Origin of the sequence: Intestinibaculum porci, assembly GCF_003925875.1 — a bacterium.
In the GTDB taxonomy this organism is placed as follows: domain Bacteria; phylum Bacillota_I; class Bacilli_A; order Erysipelotrichales; family Coprobacillaceae; genus Intestinibaculum; species Intestinibaculum porci.
Genome location: NZ_AP019309.1, coordinates 1,165,806 through 1,186,516 on the forward strand (window position 1 = coordinate 1,165,806; position 20,711 = coordinate 1,186,516).

16 protein-coding genes and 11 tRNA genes are annotated in these 20,711 nt (G+C 40.8%); 25 read left to right on the top strand and 2 right to left on the bottom strand.

Annotated elements, in window-relative coordinates; all coding sequences use genetic code 11:
- The first annotated feature begins 11 nt into the window (after window positions 1–11).
- The 16 genes from SG0102_RS05690 (at window position 12) to SG0102_RS05765 (ending at window position 8,991) form a co-directional block, all read left to right on the top strand.
- Window positions 12–88: transfer RNA gene (locus SG0102_RS05690), tRNA-Met, on the top strand.
- Between the two features lie 3 nt (window positions 89–91).
- Window positions 92–169: transfer RNA gene (locus tag SG0102_RS05695), tRNA-Asp, on the top strand.
- A gap of 3 nt (window positions 170–172) precedes the next feature.
- Window positions 173–248: transfer RNA gene (locus SG0102_RS05700), tRNA-Phe, on the top strand.
- A gap of 12 nt (window positions 249–260) precedes the next feature.
- Window positions 261–353 (top strand) — tRNA-Ser (locus SG0102_RS05705).
- A 54-nt stretch (window positions 354–407) separates the two neighbouring features.
- A tRNA-Pro gene (locus tag SG0102_RS05710) sits at window positions 408–484 on the top strand.
- A gap of 6 nt (window positions 485–490) precedes the next feature.
- Window positions 491–566, top strand: a tRNA-Ala gene (locus SG0102_RS05715).
- 10 nt (window positions 567–576) lie between these two features.
- A tRNA-Met gene (locus tag SG0102_RS05720) sits at window positions 577–653 on the top strand.
- A 3-nt stretch (window positions 654–656) separates the two neighbouring features.
- Window positions 657–734, top strand: a tRNA-Asp gene (locus tag SG0102_RS05725).
- Window positions 735–737: 3 nt separating this feature from the next.
- A tRNA-Phe gene (locus SG0102_RS05730) sits at window positions 738–813 on the top strand.
- Between the two features lie 12 nt (window positions 814–825).
- Window positions 826–918 (top strand) — tRNA-Ser (locus SG0102_RS05735).
- Between the two features lie 272 nt (window positions 919–1,190).
- Window positions 1,191–2,975 (top strand): sensor domain-containing diguanylate cyclase, encoded by a 1,785-nt coding sequence (locus SG0102_RS05740; protein ID WP_125119066.1) that lies wholly within the window; start codon window positions 1,191–1,193, stop codon window positions 2,973–2,975.
- A 101-nt stretch (window positions 2,976–3,076) separates the two neighbouring features.
- Window positions 3,077–5,419 carry an HAD-IC family P-type ATPase gene (locus SG0102_RS05745; RefSeq protein WP_125119067.1) on the top strand — a complete coding sequence of 781 codons (2,343 nt, stop codon included), beginning with the start codon at window positions 3,077–3,079 and terminating at the stop codon, window positions 5,417–5,419.
- 134 nt (window positions 5,420–5,553) lie between these two features.
- Window positions 5,554–6,891, top strand: a complete 1,338-nt coding sequence (locus SG0102_RS05750) for a citrate synthase (protein WP_125119068.1) — start codon at window positions 5,554–5,556, stop codon at window positions 6,889–6,891.
- A 61-nt stretch (window positions 6,892–6,952) separates the two neighbouring features.
- Window positions 6,953–7,714 (top strand): HAD family hydrolase, encoded by a 762-nt coding sequence (locus SG0102_RS05755; protein ID WP_125119069.1) that lies wholly within the window; start codon window positions 6,953–6,955, stop codon window positions 7,712–7,714.
- Window positions 7,701–8,444, top strand: coding sequence for an alpha/beta fold hydrolase (locus SG0102_RS05760; RefSeq protein WP_125119070.1), 744 nt, complete (start codon window positions 7,701–7,703; stop codon window positions 8,442–8,444). The genes SG0102_RS05755 and SG0102_RS05760 overlap by 14 nt, the downstream gene beginning before the upstream one ends.
- Before the next feature lie 85 nt (window positions 8,445–8,529).
- A complete protein-coding gene (locus tag SG0102_RS05765; RefSeq protein WP_125119071.1) occupies window positions 8,530–8,991 on the top strand; it encodes an RpiB/LacA/LacB family sugar-phosphate isomerase in 462 nt (153 codons plus the stop codon).
- Between the two features lie 240 nt (window positions 8,992–9,231).
- Here the strand turns inward: SG0102_RS05765 and SG0102_RS05770 are convergent, their stop codons facing one another.
- Window positions 9,232–10,299, bottom strand: a complete 1,068-nt coding sequence (locus tag SG0102_RS05770; RefSeq protein ID WP_125119072.1) for a branched-chain amino acid aminotransferase — start codon at window positions 10,297–10,299, stop codon at window positions 9,232–9,234.
- A gap of 211 nt (window positions 10,300–10,510) precedes the next feature.
- On the opposite strand from SG0102_RS05770, the gene SG0102_RS05775 reads away from it, so the two are divergent.
- From SG0102_RS05775 to SG0102_RS05800, 6 genes are all read left to right on the top strand, one after another.
- Window positions 10,511–11,761 carry a patatin-like phospholipase family protein gene (locus SG0102_RS05775; RefSeq protein ID WP_125119073.1) on the top strand — a complete coding sequence of 417 codons (1,251 nt, stop codon included), beginning with the start codon at window positions 10,511–10,513 and terminating at the stop codon, window positions 11,759–11,761.
- A 71-nt stretch (window positions 11,762–11,832) separates the two neighbouring features.
- Entirely contained in the window at window positions 11,833–12,756 is a 924-nt protein-coding gene (locus tag SG0102_RS05780; protein ID WP_125119074.1) for a magnesium transporter CorA family protein, read from the top strand.
- A 354-nt stretch (window positions 12,757–13,110) separates the two neighbouring features.
- The gene (locus SG0102_RS05785) at window positions 13,111–13,962 is read left to right on the top strand and encodes a MurR/RpiR family transcriptional regulator (RefSeq protein ID WP_125119075.1); all 852 of its coding nucleotides are present in this window, start codon (window positions 13,111–13,113) and stop codon (window positions 13,960–13,962) included.
- Window positions 13,963–14,069: 107 nt separating this feature from the next.
- Window positions 14,070–14,987, top strand: a complete 918-nt coding sequence (gene pfkB / locus SG0102_RS05790) for a 1-phosphofructokinase (protein ID WP_125119076.1) — start codon at window positions 14,070–14,072, stop codon at window positions 14,985–14,987.
- Between the two features lie 2 nt (window positions 14,988–14,989).
- On the top strand, window positions 14,990–16,900 hold the full coding sequence (locus tag SG0102_RS05795) for a PTS fructose transporter subunit IIABC (RefSeq protein ID WP_125119077.1): 1,911 nt from the start codon (window positions 14,990–14,992) through the stop codon (window positions 16,898–16,900).
- Between the two features lie 62 nt (window positions 16,901–16,962).
- Window positions 16,963–17,511: an alpha/beta hydrolase gene (locus SG0102_RS05800; RefSeq protein ID WP_125119078.1), complete on the top strand. Its 549-nt coding sequence runs from the start codon at window positions 16,963–16,965 to the stop codon at window positions 17,509–17,511.
- 74 nt (window positions 17,512–17,585) lie between these two features.
- Here SG0102_RS05800 and SG0102_RS05805 read toward each other — a convergent pair.
- Window positions 17,586–17,660: transfer RNA gene (locus tag SG0102_RS05805), tRNA-Gly, on the bottom strand.
- Between the two features lie 349 nt (window positions 17,661–18,009).
- Between SG0102_RS05805 and SG0102_RS05810 the strand changes: the two genes are divergently transcribed.
- The 3 genes from SG0102_RS05810 (at window position 18,010) to SG0102_RS05820 (ending at window position 20,573) form a co-directional block, all read left to right on the top strand.
- The gene (locus SG0102_RS05810; RefSeq protein WP_125119079.1) at window positions 18,010–18,846 is read left to right on the top strand and encodes a PrsW family glutamic-type intramembrane protease; all 837 of its coding nucleotides are present in this window, start codon (window positions 18,010–18,012) and stop codon (window positions 18,844–18,846) included.
- 5 nt (window positions 18,847–18,851) lie between these two features.
- Window positions 18,852–19,526 carry an MmcQ/YjbR family DNA-binding protein gene (locus SG0102_RS05815; protein ID WP_125119080.1) on the top strand — a complete coding sequence of 225 codons (675 nt, stop codon included), beginning with the start codon at window positions 18,852–18,854 and terminating at the stop codon, window positions 19,524–19,526.
- An 81-nt stretch (window positions 19,527–19,607) separates the two neighbouring features.
- On the top strand, window positions 19,608–20,573 hold the full coding sequence (locus tag SG0102_RS05820; protein WP_125119081.1) for an asparaginase: 966 nt from the start codon (window positions 19,608–19,610) through the stop codon (window positions 20,571–20,573).
- Window positions 20,574–20,711: the final 138 nt, after the last annotated feature.

The following is a 20,711-nucleotide window of genomic DNA, read 5'->3' on the forward strand; positions in this document are numbered from 1 at the left end:
ATATTTCATATCGCGGGATAGAGCAGTCCGGTAGCTCGTCGGGCCCATAACCCGGAGGTCGTTGGTTCAAATCCTTCTCCCGCAACCATTTGGTCTGGTAGTTCAGTTGGTTTAGAATGCCGCCCTGTCACGGCGGAGGTCGCGGGTTCGAGCCCCGTTCAGACCGCCATTTGGTCTCATAGCTCAGTAGGTAGAGCAAAGGACTGAAAATCCTTGTGTCGCTGGTTCGATTCCGGCTGAGACCACCATTTAAATAACGCGCAGCTTTACCCAAGTCCGGCTGAAGGGATCGGTCTTGAAAACCGACAGGGGATGCAAGTCCCGCGGGGGTTCGAATCCCTCAAGCTGCGCCATTTCATTAATTCCATCATCCCATTTATCCGATGATGTTTTAATTTGTCTTTATTCGGGAAGTAGCACAGCTTGGTAGTGCACCTGGTTTGGGACCAGGGGGTCGCAGGTTCGAATCCTGTCTTCCCGACCATTTAATGGGGCTTTAGCTCAGTTGGGAGAGCGCCTGCTTTGCACGCAGGAGGTCACCGGTTCGATCCCGATAAGCTCCACCATTTATATTCTGGCGGGATAGCTCAGCTGGCTAGAGCATTCGGTTCATACCCGGAGTGTCGAGGGTTCAAGTCCCCCTCCCGCTACCATTTGGTCTGGTAGTTCAGTTGGTTTAGAATGCCGCCCTGTCACGGCGGAGGTCGCGGGTTCGAGCCCCGTTCAGACCGCCATTTGGTCTCATAGCTCAGTAGGTAGAGCAAAGGACTGAAAATCCTTGTGTCGCTGGTTCGATTCCGGCTGAGACCACCATTTGAATAACGCGCAGCTTTACCCAAGTCCGGCTGAAGGGATCGGTCTTGAAAACCGACAGGGGATGCAAGTCCCGCGGGGGTTCGAATCCCTCAAGCTGCGCCATTTTTATTTTTAAGGGAAATTTTTTTACAGAAAGTGCTGGGGAGCACTTTTTTTGTTTTCCAAAATGTTTTCTATTTTTATAAAGAAGAAATCTCGTGTTTTCGCTTGTCTCTCTGCTCTTTAAAATGTAATATAGTTGTAATAATGAATTACACTATAACAAGCTATGAGACAGTCACTTTGTCCATCTGGAGATCAACATGGATTGTCTTATACTCTCATTGTTATTTAAGAGGATGAGAAAGTTATGATTAGAGGAGGCAGCTGAGACTATGTGCGAATCATCATTAAAGGACCATAAAGATATCAAGAAAATTGACAAGGATCAGGAGAAAGATGAATCCTCTTTTCCTGATCTGATTTATAAAAGTCCCATGCCATTTTTTGCGAAGGACCGCAAACATCGTTATATCGGAGCATCGTTGCCATTTTTGAATTATGTCGGCTTAACATCTGAAGAGCTTATGGGGAAAACAGATGCCGACTTTGCTTGGTTATCTCATCATGATACTTACAGACAAATGGAGGAAGCGACGCTTCACGCTGGTAAGTCCTTTGATCATTTCATGATCAAAGGAACGTTCAATGGCGAAAATCGTACCATTTATGTAACGCAGTGGCCAACCTACGCACATGGTCACATTACTGGTTTAATGGGTTACTTTTTTGATGAAGACCATATTCCTTACAAACAAAGTGGATTTCATTTGCCAAAGTGGCTGGAGGTTTCTGCTTTTGTCGATCAATTGAAAATCTTGGAAAAAGATTATCGCCAGCACAATACATATTTTGGTGTCATTTTTGTCAGTCTGCACGATGATGCGCAGAAGATGTCAAATGATCTTACAAAGCAGTGCCAGGATGTCATCAGCAAAGTGGTCAACGCCCCAGCGTCGATGACATGCCTTGAGATGAATCGTTTTGCGATTGCGCTTGCCAAACATTCACCAGAGGAGCTCACAAAGATGGCTGATGCCATTTGTGATGGTTTAGAAGCTATGAGCGTAAGTGATCAGGATTTCGCTTCCTTGAGCGTCAAAACACATATTCTCTATGCACCAGATATTGCAGAGATACATGAACGTTTGATGAGGACCCTTTTTGATGAACATGCTGAAATCATGCATTATGAAGAGAACGCTGAATATAATACGCTTCTCAGATCCATTATCAGCGATTTACCATTTGGCTGTTATGTCATTAAGCCGGATCATACGCTGCTTTACTGGAATAAAAAAGCCGAAGAATTATTGGGCTTCAAAGCGCATGAGATGGAAGGAAAGAAATGTACGGATATGCCTTTAGGGTGCGCCTTCACAAGCGGGATGCCGATTCCGGCTATGAGCTGTCCGGCGATGGTCGCTGCGGCGACTGGGCGGCCTTATACGACGCAAATGTTTATGAAACGGGTAAATGGCAAAGAATTATTAATGCAAAATACACTTGTGCCGATCAAAGATCAGAAAGGACAGGTCTTAGAGCTTGTTTCGGTCTTTGTACCACTCATTCAGGAAGATTATGATGCGGCGTTAGTGAATAAGATCTATGAACTCACGACCAGAGATGCTTTGACATGCCTGCCGGGAAGAAAGTATATGGAAAACTGTATTGCGGAAGCTATTGAAACCTATCAGCGGACCAAACATCCTTTTGCGATTCTCTTTGCGGATATGAATAACTTCCATGCCATCAATAACACTTATGGCCATGATGCCGGTGATGCGATTTTGCGGATGCTCGCTCTTGCTTTACGTAAATATGGCCGCAAGACAGATCGTTTTTGCCGGTGGGGCGGTGATGAATTTGTTGGTCTCTTACAGTTAAGAGATCCCCAGGAAATCATTATCGCAGCCAGACGTCTCAAAAAGATTTCAGAAGAATGCTGCGAAGTGGTTGATGGCAAGAAAATCTATTGTGAAGCGGCGATTGGCATTACCGTTGTTAAAGAAGATGATACGATTGATTCTTTAATTAAGCGCGCGGATACCTATATGTATCAGGCCAAGAAGGAGAAAAAAGATCGCATTATTACTGATTATAATACAGATGATGATTAAAGGCAGTTTAGGCTGCCTTTTCATTTTAATTTTTGAGGGATCCTGATTATTCATATTTATGTCAAAAAGAATGGTATACTTATAAGTAAGGAGGTGTTTTTATGCGTGGCTTAACATCCTCACAGGTAAAAGAGCGCCTTGATCACCATCAGGTCAATCGCTCACGTCATAAAACATCGAAAGGTTATATGCAAATTGTGAGAGAGCATACCCTCACTTACTTTAATGGTTTAAACCTCTTTTTAGCTTTTTTAATTATTCTGTCTGGAAAATACCTCAATATGACTTTTATCGGGGTTGTCCTTTCTAATATGCTGATTGGGATTGCCCAGGAGTTTAAGGTTAAGCAGACGATTGATCGTCTCAAGATCGTTAATACCGCTCATGTGCAGGTGATTCGTGATGGTCAAAGGCAAGACATTGACCCGCGTGATTTGGTGATGGATGATCTGGTTTTTGTGGCTAGCGGGACGCAGATTGCGGCTGACTTAGAAGTAGTCGAAACATCCTACTGTGAAATGAATGAATCTCTTTTGACGGGGGAAAGTGACCCGGTCAAAAAACAAAAGGGTGATGAACTCTTAGCTGGGACCTTTGTGTCCGCCGGGCAGGCTTATGCCAAGGTGATGCGCGTCGGTGATGATGTCTATGCAACGCAGCTTGCCCATCAGGCGCGCCATGGTCATCGGGCGGCTAGCGAGATGAAAGATACCATTGAGAAAATCATTAAAGTCTTATCGATCATCATTATTCCGGTTGGTTTACTGTTATTTAGATCCCAGTATTTCGCTAATAATAATATCAGTAATGCGATTGTGAAAACGGTCGCTGGGGTCGTCGGGATGATTCCTGAAGGTTTAGTCCTATTAACAAGTTTATCGTTTGTTTTAGGGGTTGGCCGCTTAGCACGTAAACGCGCCCTTGTTCAGCAGATGGAAGCGATCGAAGCGTTAGCGCGCGTCGATGTCCTCTGTTTAGATAAAACAGGCACAATTACGACTGGTGATCTGAAAGTAGAAGAGGTTGTTCCTCTCAATACCTCATTAGAAATGGTGACCGCGATTATGCAAAGCATCAGTCATGAAAGTGATGTCCAGAATGCGACGCAAAATGCTTTAAAGGCGTATTTTACCGCACTTGCGGATAAACATGTGACAAAGGCTATTCCTTTTTCTAGTGAACGCAAATACAGCGGTTATGAGCTAGATGGCAAGCAGGCTTATTTATTAGGGGCACCAGAGTTTTTATGCCATGATCCAGCTTTATTACAAAGGGTCACACATTATTCTGCAAATGGTTTGCGTGTCTTAATGTTAGGGCAGGTGCCTTCACTCACTGATCCAAGTGAAATGACTCCCCTTGCTTTGATTGTCATGAGTGATGTGATTAAAGAAGACTGCCAAGATACCTTTGCTTTTTTTGACAAGGAAGATGTCTCTTTGCGGATTATTTCTGGTGATCATCCTTTAACAGTGGAACGTGTCTGTAAGCAGGCTGGCTTAAAGCATCCCCATGCCATTGATGCCTCATCATTACCTGATGATGAAGAAGCTTTAGCGAAGATGGTTGAAGATTATAATGTCTTTGGCCGGGTACGGCCGGAACAAAAGGAAAAGTTAGTGCATGCTTTTCAAAAAAATGGGCATGTGACTGCGATGGTGGGGGATGGTGTTAATGACGTTCTGGCGATTAAAGAGAGTGACTGTGGGATTGCCATGGCTAATGGCGCTGATGCGGCGAAGTCTGCAGCCCATATCGTCTTATTAGATTCAAACTTTTCTTCCATGGTGGAGATTGTCAAAGAAGGACGAACAATTATTGCGAATATTGAACGTGTCTGCTCACTCTATTTAACAAAGACGCTCTATTCAACGATGTTATCAATATTCTTCTCGATCAGCGGGAAAACATATCCATTTACGCCGTTCCAGTTATCGATCATCAGCGGCTTTGCGATTGGCTACCCAAGTTTCTTTATTACGTTAGAGAAAGATGTGAAAGTGGCTTCTAAAGGCTTCTTAAATCATGTTATTAAAACGGCATTGCCATGCGCCTTGGCCATTACCACGATGGTGATCTTTGTGACTTTAGGGGCTCATTTGCTTCATTTATCACATAATGTCATGCTCAGCTACAGTTATCTGATCACCGTCTTTGTCAGCTTTATTGTCTTATTAAAGATTTGTTTGCCATTTAATGCTTATCGCTTGTTTATCTTTTTGCTGTGCGCGTCACCGGTCTTATTTGTCATCAATTTCTTATCTCATTATTTATCCATTTTACCGCTCTTTAATCGCGCGCTGTTAATGGTATTGCCAATGCTTGGTGTGAGTTTGCTTATTGAAGAAGCGTATGCCCGCCTGATCCATCTCTGCGTCAAATATCATGTGGTCACATATCTCAAGCAGTGGTTTAAGAAGTGTAAAAAACATGTCTTTTCTTAATTTATTAATACGACAAAATATGTTTATAAATTTAGTGTTAACACAAAGAAACACCAAAAAGATATAACTAGTTGTATACAATAGGCTATTATTATGGTATAATAAAACACAATCACGTAGGAGGTCGAATAGTAATGGCTGAAATCATTAAAGAAAGTTTTGAAAGACTGCTTAAAGAACAAAATATTCCTAACGAACTCTATTCCAAATACCAGGTGAAAAAAGGTCTGCGTAATGAAGATGGTACTGGGGTTTTAGTCGGGTTAACCCGGATCTCAGATGTTGTGGGTTATCGGAAAGACGCAAAAGGACATGTTTCTCCATCGAAAGGGCATTTGTATTATCGCGGGCTTGATGTAGAAGAAATCTTACGTCATGCCGAAGGAAAAAGGTTTGTTTTTGAAGAAGTCTGTTTCCTGATTCTGTTTGGACATTTGCCAAGCCGTGAAGAAATGGATAAATTCAAAGCTGTATTATCACATCGTTATGAACTGCCAACGCATTATCTGGAAAGCTCAATTTTATCATTTCCATCACAGAATCTGATGAATAAGCTCCAGCAGGAAGTGCTGATGTTCTATCGCTATGATAAATATGATCCTGACAGTACGAATCCTTTTGATATCTTAGAGAAAGGCGTTAACCTGATCGCGAAAATTCCGGTTATTGTCTGCTATACGTATGCCACAAAGATTCACTATTTTGATAATCAGTCACTGATTATCCACCAGATTGATCCAAGTCTGTCAATTGCGGAACAAATTTTACATTTATTAAAGAAAGATGGTCGTTTTACGCCGAAAGAAGCGGAAGTTTTGGATACTGCTCTCGTATTACATGCGGATCATGGCGGCGGGAACAACTCTACCTTTACGAACGTTGTCATTGGCTCAACGGGTACGGATTTATATTCTACGATCTCCGGATCAATCGGTTCTTTAAAAGGACCACGTCATGGCGGGGCGAACTTAGCCGTTCGTAAACAGATGAAGGCGGTTATCAAACGCATTGGCTTAGATGCGACGGATGATGATATTCGCATGATTGTCGATAAGATTTTAAACAAAGAATTTAATGATCATTCTGGTTTAGTTTACGGAATTGGTCATGCGGTTTATACCTTATCTGATCCACGTAGTGAGTTATTAGCTAAGAAATGTGAAGAAATTTCGATTGAAAAACATCGTCATGATGAATATCTCTTCCATAAACGTTTCTCTGAAATTGCTGTGGAAGAAATTTATAAACGTAAGGGTAAACCTGTTTGTACAAATGTCGATTTCTATTCTGGCTTAGTCTATGATATGTTAGGCATCCCAGAAGACTTATATACATTATTATTCGTCATCGGTCGTACCGTTGGCTGGATTGCCCATAATATCGAAGACAAGCTTTATGGTGGTCGTATCATTCGTCCAGCTACCAAGTATGTCGGAGAAAAAATGGATTATACGGATGAATCAGAACGTTAAAGCCACATGCTGGCTTTTTCGTTTTTTTCATCTTTGATATAATAGTGAGCGAGGTGAGAACATGAAATTAGTCTTTTTTGATATTGATGGAACTTTAGCACATGGTTTAGAAGTTCCTGCAAGCACGCAAAGCGCAATTAAACAATTGCGAAAAAATGGGCATAAGGTGCTGATTTGTACCGGTCGGGCGATTAGTTACGTTAAAAAATATTTTGCCCAGTATGCCGATGGTTATATTGCTTTTAATGGCCGTTATGGTGAGATGAATGGAAAAGTTCTTTACGATCATCCCGTCAGTCCTGAAAAGATTCATGAGATTGCGCAGGTACTGCGCGAAGAAGGGGCTGGTTTTGCTTTTTATAACTTAGACCATGGCTACTTTGAAGGCAGTGATGAAGATTTTGTGATGATGTCTAAGATTTGGGAACCAGGCTTTCTTGTGCGTTCAAAACAGGAAAAAATAGAAGCTTATAGCTGTGATGTTATTTATCAAAGTAAAGTGCAGATGGATCATATTGCGTTAAGGTTAAAGGATTCCTGTCTGTTTAATGACCATGGCGCACATCCGAGCTGTGATACTACCTTCTATGGTATTGATAAAGGGACTGCCTTACAGGCGATGGCGAAAGTCTTAAATGTTCCTATTGAAGATACCTATGCGTTTGGTGATGGCTGCAATGATGTGGTGATGATGAAGGCCTGCGGTCATGGTATTGCCATGGGCAATGGTGTGGATGATGTCAAAAAGGCGGCTGAATATATTACCGATTCTATTGATCAGGAAGGAATCAGAAAGGGGCTAGAGCACTATGAACTCATATAATAACTTACAATATGAAGAATATGGCTTAGAACATGAGCAGGTTGTAATGCTTTTACATGGCACGCTTCTTTCGGTGTGGAACTATCAAAATGAAATAGCCGCTTTAAGTGAACGTTATCATGTTATTTTACCTTATATAGATGGTCATGATCAGGCGGCTAGTGATTTTGTATCAATTGATGCGATAGCCCGGAAACTGCTTGATTTTATTGAGGTAACATTTCATGGCCATATTGCTTTATTAGGCGGGTTATCATTAGGCGGTCAAATTGCCCTTGATATGATGAGTTTAAAAAGTGATCTTTGTGATTATGCGATCATTGAATCTGTAAAAGTTACCCCGCAAAGAGGGCTAGTACCAAGTATATCCCCTTATGTTTTGCCAAAAAATAAGCTGATGGCGAAGGGTTACTACCGCACACTGCCTTTCCCGAAAGAGCTGTTTGAACCATGTTACGCATCATCAAAGGCGTTAAAGAAAGACAATATCAAGAAGATTCTTCAGGCCGAAGCGCATTTCAAAATGCCAGAAACATTAGCTCAGACAAAGGCGAAGGTCTATATTGAAGTAGGGTCTAAAGAAGGGGATCTTATTAAGCAGGCCCATAAATTACATCGCCGCATTGATAAGAGTCAGTTATTGTTGATGTATCGTTATCGCTATGGGGATTTTTCAATGAACCATAGTCAGTCCTATATAAACCTTATTGAGAAGCTGCTTAGAAAATAATTATTGCGATATTTTTATAGATGTAACGAATTTTCTTTTCTTTTGATGAAAGATTGACTACAATAAAGGCAGGAGGAATACATTTATGAAAATTGCAATGGCGAATGATCATGCAGGTACACGCATGAAAAATGAAATTAAAGCATACTTAGAATCACAGGGGCACGAAGTCGTAGACTTCGGGACTTATGATGAAGAATCCTGTGATTTATCTGATTTTGTCTTACCAGCATCTTTAGCTGTCGCTAAAGGAGAAGTGGATCGTGGAATCTTTATCGATGGCGTAGGTTACGGCAGTGCCTTGATCGCTAATAAGATCAATGGCTGTTATGCAGCAGTTTGTCAGGATCCGTTCTGTGCGAAATTAGCACGTGAACATACAGATTCTAATATCTTATGTATCGGAGCTAAGATCATCGGTGGGATGATTGCGATGGAAATCGTTAAAACCTGGTTAACAACAGATGCCTTAACTGCAGAAAAGTATGTCAATCGCGTCAACAAAGTCAAAGCGATTAATGATCAGTATTGCGTTAAAGTGAAATAATAGGAGAAGCCGGATCTTATAAGAGGTCCGGTTTTTGTGATTATAAATGTTATAGTCTGTTTGCAACGGTGTTCTTATTCTTCTTACTTTTTTACGATGATGCATGATTCTTTTCATAGGATAATAGAGATGAATGTAGTAGATTTGCTTTTATACACAATGCCTAAGATATAAGTTTTTTCTCAATAGTGCATATAAAAAAGCTCACATCCGATTGATGTGAGCTGATATGATGTGATCCTATTTTAAAACTTTGATCCAGCCAAATTTATCTGGCAGACGACCCCACTGGATACCGGTTAAGGTATCATATAACTTCTGTGTTAATGGACCAGTCTTGAAGTCGTTGATGACACATTCTTCACCTTTGAAGTAAAGTTCTCCAACTGGAGAGATTACGGCTGCGGTACCAGTCCCCCAAGCTTCTTTTAAAGCGCCAGTGCGGGCAGCTTCCATTAATTCAGTGACTGGTAATTTACGTTCTTCAACGTTATAACCCCAGTCTCTTAAGATTGTCAGCATGGAATCTCTGGTAACACCAGGTAAAACGGTACCTTCAGTAGGTGCAGTGACAACAGTATCGTTGATTAAGAACATGATGTTCATAGAACCAACTTCTTCGACATATTTCTTTTCGTTACCATCAAGCCATAAAACCTGAGTATAACCATGTTCTTCTGCTTTTTCCTGAGCTTTTAATGAACCGGCATAGTTACCGCCACATTTTGTGAAACCAGTTCCGCCTTTAACGGCACGGACATATTCATCTTCGATCCAGATTTTAACTGGTGCGACGCCTTCAGGATAGTAGTTACCGACTGGTGTTAAGATAATAATGAATTTATAAGATACAGCTGGATGCACACCAACACCTGGTTCACTCGCAAACATGAATGGACGGATGTAAAGTGATGTTTCTGGAGCGGTAGGGATCCAGTCCTGTTCTACTTCGACAAGCTTAGAGACAGCTTCAACGAAGTCTTCTTCAGAAAGGTATGGCATACATAATCTCTTGTTTGAGTTCTGCATACGACGTGCGTTCATTTCTGGACGGAATAACTGTACTTCACCCTGTGGGTTACGATAAGCTTTTAAACCTTCGAATGTTTCCTGAGCATAATGTAAAACCATTGTGGCAGGATCGATCTGTAAAGGTGCATAAGGAATAATTCTGGCATCATGCCAGCCACCCTGATCTTTATCCCAATCAATTTCAAACATATGATCGGTATAGTATTTACCAAAGCCTAAGTGATTCTGATCTGGTTTTGGTTTTAAAGTTTTTGCTCTTTCAATTCTAATTTCCATTAAATTAGCCCCCTTATTGAATGTCTATATTGTACTCCCTCTTTCATAAGCTTGCAATAGATATTGTGTTAATTAAGGAAAGAATTTCTAGATATTTGTACTATAACGAAATTAAAGGTTTACAATTTGGATTTTAAGACTTTTAGAAAATAGGACGAAAAGATAATGCTTAGAAAGAATAAGGTATATAATAGAGGTAGGTGGTGATTTTATGAAAAAAGCATTAGTGCTTTCTGGCGGCGGTTCTAAAGGCGCATATGAAGCGGGCTTTATTGACGCATGTAAAGAGTTAGGTTATTCGTTTGATATTGTGACGGGTACATCGATTGGCGCCCTCAATGGCGCTTTGTATGTCCAAGGTTCATCCAAGATTGATGAAATCTGGGATGAACTCGATGTCCATCATGTCTTTAATGGCATTCCTGACTTATCTTTCGCCAGAGAAGATCTGATGGATGTATCTAATCGCAGTGTCCAGTTTATTAAACATTATATTACCCATCAGGGGGCTGATGTCACACCGTTTTATCATATTGTGAAGAAGTACTTTGATGAGAAAGCTTTCTTTTCCTCAAATGTTGACTTTGGCTTATGCACAGTGAGCTATCCCCAAATGGCGCCACTTTATCTCACAAAAGAAGAATTAGGAAAGCATGCCTATGATTATTTACTCGCTTCAGCAGCTTGTTTTCCAGCCTTTCCGATGGTGGAAATTGAAGGGACGAAATATCTTGATGGCGGCTATTATGATAATCTGCCGATTGATTTGGCTTATCTGATGGAGGCTGATGAAGTGGTGGTTTGTGATATGCATGAAAAGCCTATTCATCCGCATTATCTCAATGCCCCGCATGTGCTTTACACCAATTCTTATCATGATCTAGGCTCTTTTATGGACTTTGATGTACAGACATTAAAACGCAATAAGCGTTTAGGCTACTTAACAGCTTGTCAGTATTTTGGTAAATATACCGGCAAGGCATATTGCTTTGAAAAAGAGGATCATCCCATCTTTGAACGTTTCTATCATTTTATTCTGATGATTGATATTGCCAATCGTTTAGGCGATCATAGCGATGGCTCTCTCTTTGATCACAAATTCAAAGAACGCAATCGCGGCTTGCCATTATCTATTGAGGACTATACCTATTTCACCTGTGACTTACTAGGCCGCTTTACACATATGGATGATACCAAAGTCTATACGATTAAAGACTTTATGAAAGAAGCTGGGGAACCATTTATTGGTTATATGGTTTCACCAGAAGCGATCACTTTGCCAAAATCTCTTTTAGAACTGAAAGGCAAGGGCGATGAAGTCATTATTGGGGCGATCATCAATATGGCTTTATACAATTATCATGAAGAGATCATGAATCATTTGTGTCATCTTTTCCCTGATCATTACTTAGCAGCGCACCTCATAATGAATTATATGAAACAAGTTCTCGCAACGCGTTAAGATTATGTAATATGTGTGGTAATTTTGGTAGGGAATTGTTAGAATAGCTAGGAACGAGGAGGGCTTAAAAGATGCTTACAATATATAAGACAGATCATGGCGTATGTCATAAAATACCTAAAGCAGAAACCGGCTGCTGGATTGATTTGTGTGAGCCCTCCAGCAAAGAACTTGATGAAATTTCATTAGACTTTGATATTGAACCTGATGATTTACGGGCAGCTCTCGATGAGGAAGAAGCCTCACGTATTGTCTTGGAAGATGACTATACGATGATTTTAGTCGATGTACCGATCGTTGAAAGACGTAACGATGAAGACGTTTATACCACTATTCCATTAGGCATTATCTTAGTAGCTGATAGCGTGATTACGGTCTGTATGACACAAACGAGTATTTTAGCGGATTTCCAGAATAACCGTGTCAAACAATTCTCGTCGAAAAAACGTATGCGCTTTGTTTATCAGATTCTCTTTAGAACCGCTTCCACTTATCAGCGTACTTTGCGGGTTATTGATAAAAAGCGCGTGGATATTGAATCACGTTTCGATGAAGATGATACTAAAGTCAATGATATGATTGCTCTGCATGAGTTAGAATCTACGCTGGTTTACTTTGAAACATCATTACGCGGTAATGAAGTTGTTCTTAACCGTTTATCTCTTTATAAACGAATTGACCAGTATCCGGAAGATATGGAACTGCTAGATGATGTCATTATTGAAAATAAGCAGGCGATTGAAATGGCCACTATTTATAAGGATGTCATCAGCGGGACAAGAGAATTATTAAGTACGATCGTGGATTCACGGTTAAATAACATGATGAAATTCTTAACGTCTATTACTTTGGTTATGGCGATCCCGACCATTGTCTCTGGCTTTTATGGGATGAATGTGCCGCTGCCCAAATACTCTTTTGGGGAGTTAACTGTTTTAACGATTGTTGTTTGTATCGTTTCATTAATCATTTTGAAGCGGAAAAAGATGCTCTAGAAAGTGTTCATCTTCGCTTCATATTAAACGAGTAAACTTACCGTTGTCAGGAAACTGATAGTGATTATTCACAGTTAATTTTCCCTCCCTTAGATGTTCCAGGACATCAGGACATACCGCTTGGTGTGTCCTTTTTTATAATTTGAAAATATTCTTTTAATACATTAGGTAATAATCAGAAAAGTCCTTCAAGGGACTATTTTTTTGCATTATCGCGATTTTCTAGGAATCAAAAATCGGAAATGCTATAATGAAATCAGTTACAAGACAAGTGGGAAATGTTTGTTTTAAAGATATATTCATGATAGAATTGATTATGAAAATAATTTACATGAAAGGAGGCGCGATCTGTTCATGGAACAAAATCAAACTGTCATGGACCGTATCTCTGTATTATATGATCAGCTCTTTGATGCAGAAAAAAAGATTGCGAAATTTATCTTAAATCATCACAAAGAAGTGGTTGATATGACGGTCTCCGAACTGGCTGAGGCGAGTGATGTGAGCGTCGCTTCGGTCTCTCGTTTTTGCCGGAAGGTTGGTTTAAAAGGTTTTCATCAGTTAAAGATCGGCTTAGCGCAGGAAATGGTTGAGTCTTATGGGGAAGGTGCGACATCGAATGATATTCTCTTAGATGATATTCCTCAGTCCCTGCAAAATATTCTTGCTAATAAAATTGAAGAACTTAAGCAGACAGTGAATCAGATTGATCCAAAATCTTTTGAAACGATTCTTGGTTTATTAAAGAATGCGAAAAGAGTGCAGGTCATGGCGGTGGGAAATACAATTCCGGTAGCCATTGATGCGGCCTTTAAATTCAATGAATTGGGCATTCCAACAACGGCTGGAACAATTTGGGAGACACAGCTTTCTTATGCTTACACCTTACGGGAAGGCGACGTCTTACTGGCGATCTCTAACTCTGGTGAATCAAACAAGGTGTTAGAAGCAGTAGAAATCGTTAATGCCAATGGCGGAACGACAATTGGCATTACCAATAGTCCCCAGTCAGCCATCGGTGAAGAGGTGCAGTATCATATTACCACGGCAACGCGTGAAAAATTATTTCTGGATGAATTCTGCTTTTCGCGTGTCTCAGCGACCACAGTGATTGAAATCCTTTTCTTATTCTTAACGGTATCAATTGAGAATTCGCATAATACAATGACAAAATGCGAAGAAATGTTTGCGGTAGATAAACGTTAGGTTGAGCTTGAGTAAAATAATTTTCATGAAAATTGAGTTGACGTAAAAATATTTCTATACTATAATGGACTTGTAAAAAAAATTCAGGAATTGGAGGATGTGTGAAAATGATTTACACAATCACATTTAATCCAGCCTTAGATTATGTTATTTCAGTCGATCACTTTGAAAAAGGTGTTGTCAACAGAGTAACTGAAGAACATATTTTCTGCGGCGGGAAGGGTATTAACGTTTCGGCAATTCTTAAAGAATTAGGTTATGAATCAAAAGCTTTAGGTTTTGTAGCTGGTTTTACTGGTGATGAAATTGTTCGTCGTGCACAGTCTGAATATGGCATCAATGCGGACTTTATTAAAGTTGCTGAGGGCATGTCACGTATTAATGTCAAACTGCGCAGTGATGAAGAAACTGAAATCAATGGGATTGGACCAAAGATTACGGATGCAGATTTAGACAAGTTATTTGCGAAACTTGATGAAATGCAGATGTCTGATGTCTTAGTATTATCAGGATCGATTCCTAAATCAATCAGTCCAACAATTTATGAAACAATCTTAAATCGTTTACAGGACAAGAAGATTTTCTCTGTTGTTGATGCAACAGGTGACTTATTAGTGAATGTCTTAAAATACAGACCATTCTTAATTAAGCCTAATAATCATGAAATCGAAGAAATCTTCAATGTGAAATTACAGGGTGAAGAAGATCTTGTAAAGTATGCACACAAACTTCAGGAAATGGGTGCACGTAACGTTTTAATCTCATTAGCTGGTGATGGCTCATTATTAGTTGATGAACATGGCGGACAGCATCGTTTAGGTGTCTGCAAAGGGAAGGTTAAGAACTCAGTTGGGGCTGGTGACTCAATGGTTGCAGGTTTCATCGCTGGTTACTTACGCAATGGTGATTACAAGGAAGCTTTAGAATTAGGAACTGCCTGCGGCGGCGCGACAGCTTTCTCTGAATCATTAGCAAAAAAAGATTTTATCTATGAAAATTTAAGACAATTAAGGGGAGAAAACTAATCATGAAGATCACAGAATTATTGGATCTGAAAGGGATTGAACTTGGGGTAAAAGTCAATTCTAAAGCAGAAGCAATTGATAAGCTTGTGGACTTAATGGTCGCAACAGGCAAGATCTCTGATCGTGCGGCTTACAAAAAAGGTATTTTAGCGCGTGAAGCATTAACATCAACAGGGATTGGTGAAGGCATCGCTATTCCTCACGCTCAGGTAGAAGCAGTGAAAAAAGCTGGCTTAGCAGCCATGACTGTACCAGCTGGGGTTGACTATGAATCATTAGATGGTCAGCCAGCAAAATTATTCTTTATGATTGCGGCACCAGCTGATGGCGGCAACACACATTTACAGGCTTTAGCCAAATTAAGTGCCTTATTAATGGATGAAGATTTCCGTGAAAAATTAATGAATGCCAGAACACCTGACGAATTCTTACACGAAATCGATTTAAAAGAAGCGCAGAAAGATGCTGAAGACGCAGCTGAAGCATCTAAACCAGCACAGGGCGGTTACCGTATCTTAGCCGTTACGGCTTGTCCGACTGGGATCGCTCATACATACATGGCAGCGGAAAACTTAACCAAAGCCGGCGATGCTTTAGGCTTCCCATTAAAAGCTGAAACGAACGGTTCAGAAGGGATCAAGAATGCCTTAACGGCAGAAGAAATCAAAAACGCTGACGGGATCATCGTAGCGGCCGATAAAAAAGTTGAAATGGCTCGTTTCGATGGTAAACCTTTATTATCTGTTCCAGTAACAGAAGGGATCCGTCATCCAGAAGATTTAATTAAGAAAATTGAAAATGGTCAGGCTCCAATCTATCATGCTGATGCGAGCGAAAGCGATAGCGCATCAAGCAGTGAAGGCGTCGGCCGTGGCTTCTATAAACACTTAATGAATGGTGTTTCACACATGCTGCCATTCGTTGTAGCTGGCGGGATCTTAATCGCTATCTCGTTCTTAGTGGATACCCATGGTGCAGGTTCAACTTTTGGTACTGGGACCCCAGCAGCTGCTTGGTTCAATGCCGTTGGTAACGTTGCGTTCGGCATGATGTTACCAGTCTTATCTGGTTTCATCGCCATGTCAATTGCAGACCGTCCGGGTCTTGCCGTTGGTTTCGTTGGTGGTTTAATGGCTAAGTCAGGGATGACTTTCGCTGATCCTACTGCTGCTAAAGTAGCGGCTACACCTGGTTTCTTAGGTGCCTTACTTTATGGTTTCGTTGCTGGCTGGATCGTCTTATTATTAAAGAAAGCATTCAAAGGCTTACCAAAATCATTAGAAGGTATTAAACCAATCTTACTTTATCCATTACTTGGTGTCTTCTTAATGGGTGTATTCGCTTCTGCAATTAACCCATTCATGGGGATTATCAATGGCGGCTTATCAACATTCTTAAAGAACTTAGGTAACTATGGTATCATCTTAGGCGTTGTTGCTGGTGGTATGATGTCCATCGATATGGGTGGTCCTTTCAACAAGGCAGCTTATGTTACAGCAACTGGTTTATTAGCAGATGGTAACTATACATTAATGGCTGCCGTTATGGCCGGTGGTATGGTTCCTCCTCTAGCAATCGCATTATCAACTACATTCTTCAAGAATAAATGGACTGAAGAAGAAAGAAATGCTGGTTTAGTCAACTATGTTATGGGCTTATCTTTCATTACTGAAGGAGCTATCCCATTTGCGGCTAATGACCCAGCTCACGTTATTCCTTCATGTGTTGTTGGTTCAGCTTTAGCTGGTGGTTTATCAGTTGCTTTCCATTGTACATTACGTGCTCCTCATGGTGGGATCTTCGTTATCGCTACAATTGGTAACTGGCCAATGTACTTAATCTCTATTCTTTTAGGTGCGATTGTTGGCTGTCTGATCTTATCATTCTGGAAGAAAGCACCAGCTACAAAATAATTTTCAATGAGGAAGTCACGTACTTCCTCTTTTTTGTGCTATCATGAAACAGAGGTGATCCTATGAAACTATGTGTCTTATTTCCTGGTATTGGCTATACCATTGATAAACCATTACTCTATTACAGCCGTGAGATCGTTAGAAGCGATTATGAGATCAAAGCGATTGTCTATCACGGTGATGCGCAAAAAGCGAAAAGCCAGAAAGAACATCTGGAACAATTTTATCAGCATGCTTACAAAGATGTCTGCCAGCAGTGCGCGGCCATTGATTTTCAGGCCTATGAGGATATTCTTTTTATCTCTAAAAGTATCGGTACCGCTCTTGCTGAAAAATACGTGAGAGAGCATGCTCTAAAGGTAAGGAGTGTTCTTTTTACACCATTAGCGTATACCTTTGAAGGAGAAAACTCCCAGGCGATCGCATTTCACGGGACAAAGGATCCCTGGGTGGATCATGCGCAGCTTATGGCGCTTGCGAAAAGTCATCATGTCCCAATGACCTGTATAGAAGGAGCGGATCATTCCTTAAATACGGGTGATTTAGATACCGATTTGATGAATCTTAAAAAAGTAATGGATCAGGTCAAAGCTTTTATTGATGAAAAATAAACGACCCCCTCATGAAAAGCATGAGGGGGTTTAAGATAAAATAAAAACAGGCTTTCGCCTGTTGCACTTTCAAATGGAGCCACATGCCGGAATCGAACCGGCATCTTCTGCATGGCAAGCAGATGTAATAGCCGTTATACGAATGCGGCATTTCTTAGTGCTCCTAGATAATACCAAATCCTGTTATTTATGTCAATAGGTTTTGCAAGAATTTTAGCTGACCCTGAAATGCAAACTTAACTTACAGCCTGTAGTGAGTGATTTGGAAGTAAGTCTTTCACTTCTGAAGGGAGTAAAATGTATGGAAGTAAGTCCTTCACTTAACAATTATCTAAAAAAGTTCATTCATCATGTTTTAACGAACATACAATATAGATCTAAATGGGTTTTATTTTAACTCTTTTTATAATAAATATTCAATCTCTAAAATGTAGAAGTGTGACTTGTCAAAAAGGTGCAGGGGCGATACACTGAAAGGCATGAAGGAAGTGATCAACAGTGAATAAGATCAATCAAAATGGAGAGCGTAAAAGACTATTTATGTCAGGTGTGCTCATTTTGCTTTTGACTTTGGGTATGGTTATTGATGAAGGTGATTATGTGACGCATAAGCAGATTAGCACAACAGTGTACTTACAAGTGTACAGTGCGTTTTTCGTGCTTCTGGTGTATATCGTCCCTTTTTTCTTTTTAATCAAACGCCTCTGCAAAAAATATCAGCTCGATGGCTTTGTGCTGATGATTGCAGTCGCCTGCGGAGCACTGATCCCGGCCGCCTTCGCAGGCGAAATCAACGACTCTTTTACAAGTTTGGTGCGTCACCTCATGGGGCGGGGCTATTCAGATGCATGGCTGGGGTCCATTGAGACTGGTGTGGTCGAAGAACTCCTCAAGCTATTGACAGTGTCGGCTCTGGTCTATCTCTTTCACAGGCAAACACTTCAGGATTATGTGAGTATCGGTATGTGTGTGGGGATGGGCTTTCAGATCGAGGAAGATATTTCATACATAACTGAAAGCGGCTTTCAGCATGTCAGTAGTGCCTTTCCAGAGGCGTTGGATCGCATTGTCGGGTCGCTTGGCTCCCATTGGGCTTACACAGGACTAGCAGCGATCGGCCTCTATCTGATTGTCACGTCGATCAGTGCGCATCACGTGAGAAGAGGCATGTTCTGGATTGTCTATGTGATGGTGAATCATTTTTTGTATGATTCGCCAATCGGTGATGTCAATCTCTTCTTTGCCTTGCTTAACGTAGCGCTCATCTTGCCGCTGATTGCCTTTTTAAGAGATGACGATAAGAAAAGACCTGATGAGACTTCTGAGAAAGGATGAGTGAAATGATGATCGAAGATGAAGTTTTTCAGAGAAAAAGATTTGTGCCGTTTAAGATGACGGCTTTTGGCTTTACAAAAAAAGAGGATCAGTATATTTATGAAACAGATCTGATGGATGGTGCTTTTCACGCCATCTTAACTGTTAGCAATAAAGGAGCTGTAAGTGGTCAAGTCATTGATGTGATGAATGATGAGGAATATCATCAGCTTCGTTCACATCAATTTCATGGAGCGTATGTCACTAGGGTACGTGACGCATATGAGCAATGGTTGCGCTATATTGCCGAGAATGTCTGTGATGAGGTCCTGTTTGCCTCAGATCAAGCCAATCGCATTGCGCAATTGATTTTAAACCAGTACGATGTTAAGCCGGACTTCCCTTGGGATGAAAAGCAGTACCAGACCTATGGGACTTTCCGTCATGCGGATACCCGTAAATGGTTCGCTTTAATCATGAATATCCCCATGGATAAACTGTTAAAAAACAAGGATCAGACATTAGTGGATATTATTAATCTGAAATCGGATACCCTCGCAGAGGAGGTCAGCGCCCATCCTGGAGTCATCTTTCCTGGCTATCATATGAATCATAAAACCTGGCTTTCGATTGTGTTGAATGATGCCCTGAAAGATGAAGACATTATGGCTTTGGTTCAAAGAAGCTATGACTTAACATAACGGCAAGCATGGTCTGCTTTTGATCTTTATAAGAGATAAAATCTTATTGATATGATAAGATGATAGGCAAGGAGGAAAAACATGAAGAAAATTGCAATTGTCGCAACGGGGGGAACGATTGCGGGCAGCGGTCGCGCGGGAATGACGACTAATTATCAGGCTGGTACGATTCCTGTCAAAGACATTTTAAGTTCGATTCCTGTTGTTTCTCATGAATTTGAGATTTCCCTTTTTCAGTTAATGTCTGTTGATTCGAATGAAATGGATATTGAAAAATGGTGTCTGTTAAAAAAAACGGTGGAAGAATTAGCAGCGAGTGATGTTGATGGGATTGTCATTACCCATGGGACCGATACGATCGAGGAAACAGGGTATTTTCTCACATTAACGCTTAATACCGAGAAACCGGTGGTCTTAACGGGAGCGATGCGCCCGGCGACGGCAACGAGTGCGGATGGTCCATTTAATTTATATCAGGCGATCCATCTCGCGGGGTCACCCAAAGCTTATGGACAGGGCGTCTTAGCTTTGTTTTCGAGCACCATTTATTCGGGACGTGATATTCAGAAGATTTCTAACTATAAAATCGATGCCTTTGAAAAGGCCAATACCGCTTTAGGCTTTATGAAAGATGGCGATATTTATTTCAATTCTAAGCAGACCAAGAAACATACGACGCAAAGTGTTTTTGCACAGATGGATCTGCATCATCTCCCAGAAGTGGATATTGTGCCCTATTTTGCGGGAGCGAGTGAAAAGCTTTTAGAGACAGGCAGTGAAGGCTTGGTCATTATGGGTTCAGGCGGCGGGAACTTCTCAAAGAAATGGCAGGAGAAGCTTTCAAAGTTAGCAGCGCAGGGGATCGTGATTGTACGCAGCTCACGCGTTTTAGATGGCATTGTTTTTGGTGATGATGTGTTTGATCCCCACCATACCATGATTGCCTCTTATACCTTAACACCTTTTAAATCACGCATTTTATTAATGCTAGGCTTAGCGTATACGCATAATCATGACGAGCTTCAGCAGATATTTACAGAATATTGATCAGGTCTTGATCAATATTTTTTTTGAATAAAAAACATATAAATAAAAATGAGTGAGAGAGAAAGACTATACAATAGTGATTGCAAAATAGAGTGAAAAATTAAGATAAAAAGAAAATGAATCACATAAAATATTGAA

What these genes read in the sequence shown, in the direction of transcription:
- SG0102_RS05740 (WP_125119066.1), top strand. Translation starts at nt 1,191, where the DNA reads ATGTGCGAATCATCATTAAAGGACCATAAAGATATCAAGAAAATTGAC.
- SG0102_RS05745 (WP_125119067.1), top strand. Translation starts at nt 3,077, where the DNA reads ATGCGTGGCTTAACATCCTCACAGGTAAAAGAGCGCCTTGATCACCAT.
- SG0102_RS05750 (WP_125119068.1), top strand. Translation starts at nt 5,554, where the DNA reads ATGGCTGAAATCATTAAAGAAAGTTTTGAAAGACTGCTTAAAGAACAA.
- SG0102_RS05755 (WP_125119069.1), top strand. Translation starts at nt 6,953, where the DNA reads ATGAAATTAGTCTTTTTTGATATTGATGGAACTTTAGCACATGGTTTA.
- SG0102_RS05760 (WP_125119070.1), top strand. Translation starts at nt 7,701, where the DNA reads ATGAACTCATATAATAACTTACAATATGAAGAATATGGCTTAGAACAT.
- SG0102_RS05765 (WP_125119071.1), top strand. Translation starts at nt 8,530, where the DNA reads ATGAAAATTGCAATGGCGAATGATCATGCAGGTACACGCATGAAAAAT.
- SG0102_RS05770 (WP_125119072.1), bottom strand. Translation starts at nt 10,299, where the DNA reads ATGGAAATTAGAATTGAAAGAGCAAAAACTTTAAAACCAAAACCAGAT.
- SG0102_RS05775 (WP_125119073.1), top strand. Translation starts at nt 10,511, where the DNA reads ATGAAAAAAGCATTAGTGCTTTCTGGCGGCGGTTCTAAAGGCGCATAT.
- SG0102_RS05780 (WP_125119074.1), top strand. Translation starts at nt 11,833, where the DNA reads ATGCTTACAATATATAAGACAGATCATGGCGTATGTCATAAAATACCT.
- SG0102_RS05785 (WP_125119075.1), top strand. Translation starts at nt 13,111, where the DNA reads ATGGAACAAAATCAAACTGTCATGGACCGTATCTCTGTATTATATGAT.
- pfkB (WP_125119076.1), top strand. Translation starts at nt 14,070, where the DNA reads ATGATTTACACAATCACATTTAATCCAGCCTTAGATTATGTTATTTCA.
- SG0102_RS05795 (WP_125119077.1), top strand. Translation starts at nt 14,990, where the DNA reads ATGAAGATCACAGAATTATTGGATCTGAAAGGGATTGAACTTGGGGTA.
- SG0102_RS05800 (WP_125119078.1), top strand. Translation starts at nt 16,963, where the DNA reads ATGAAACTATGTGTCTTATTTCCTGGTATTGGCTATACCATTGATAAA.
- SG0102_RS05815 (WP_125119080.1), top strand. Translation starts at nt 18,852, where the DNA reads ATGATGATCGAAGATGAAGTTTTTCAGAGAAAAAGATTTGTGCCGTTT.
- SG0102_RS05820 (WP_125119081.1), top strand. Translation starts at nt 19,608, where the DNA reads ATGAAGAAAATTGCAATTGTCGCAACGGGGGGAACGATTGCGGGCAGC.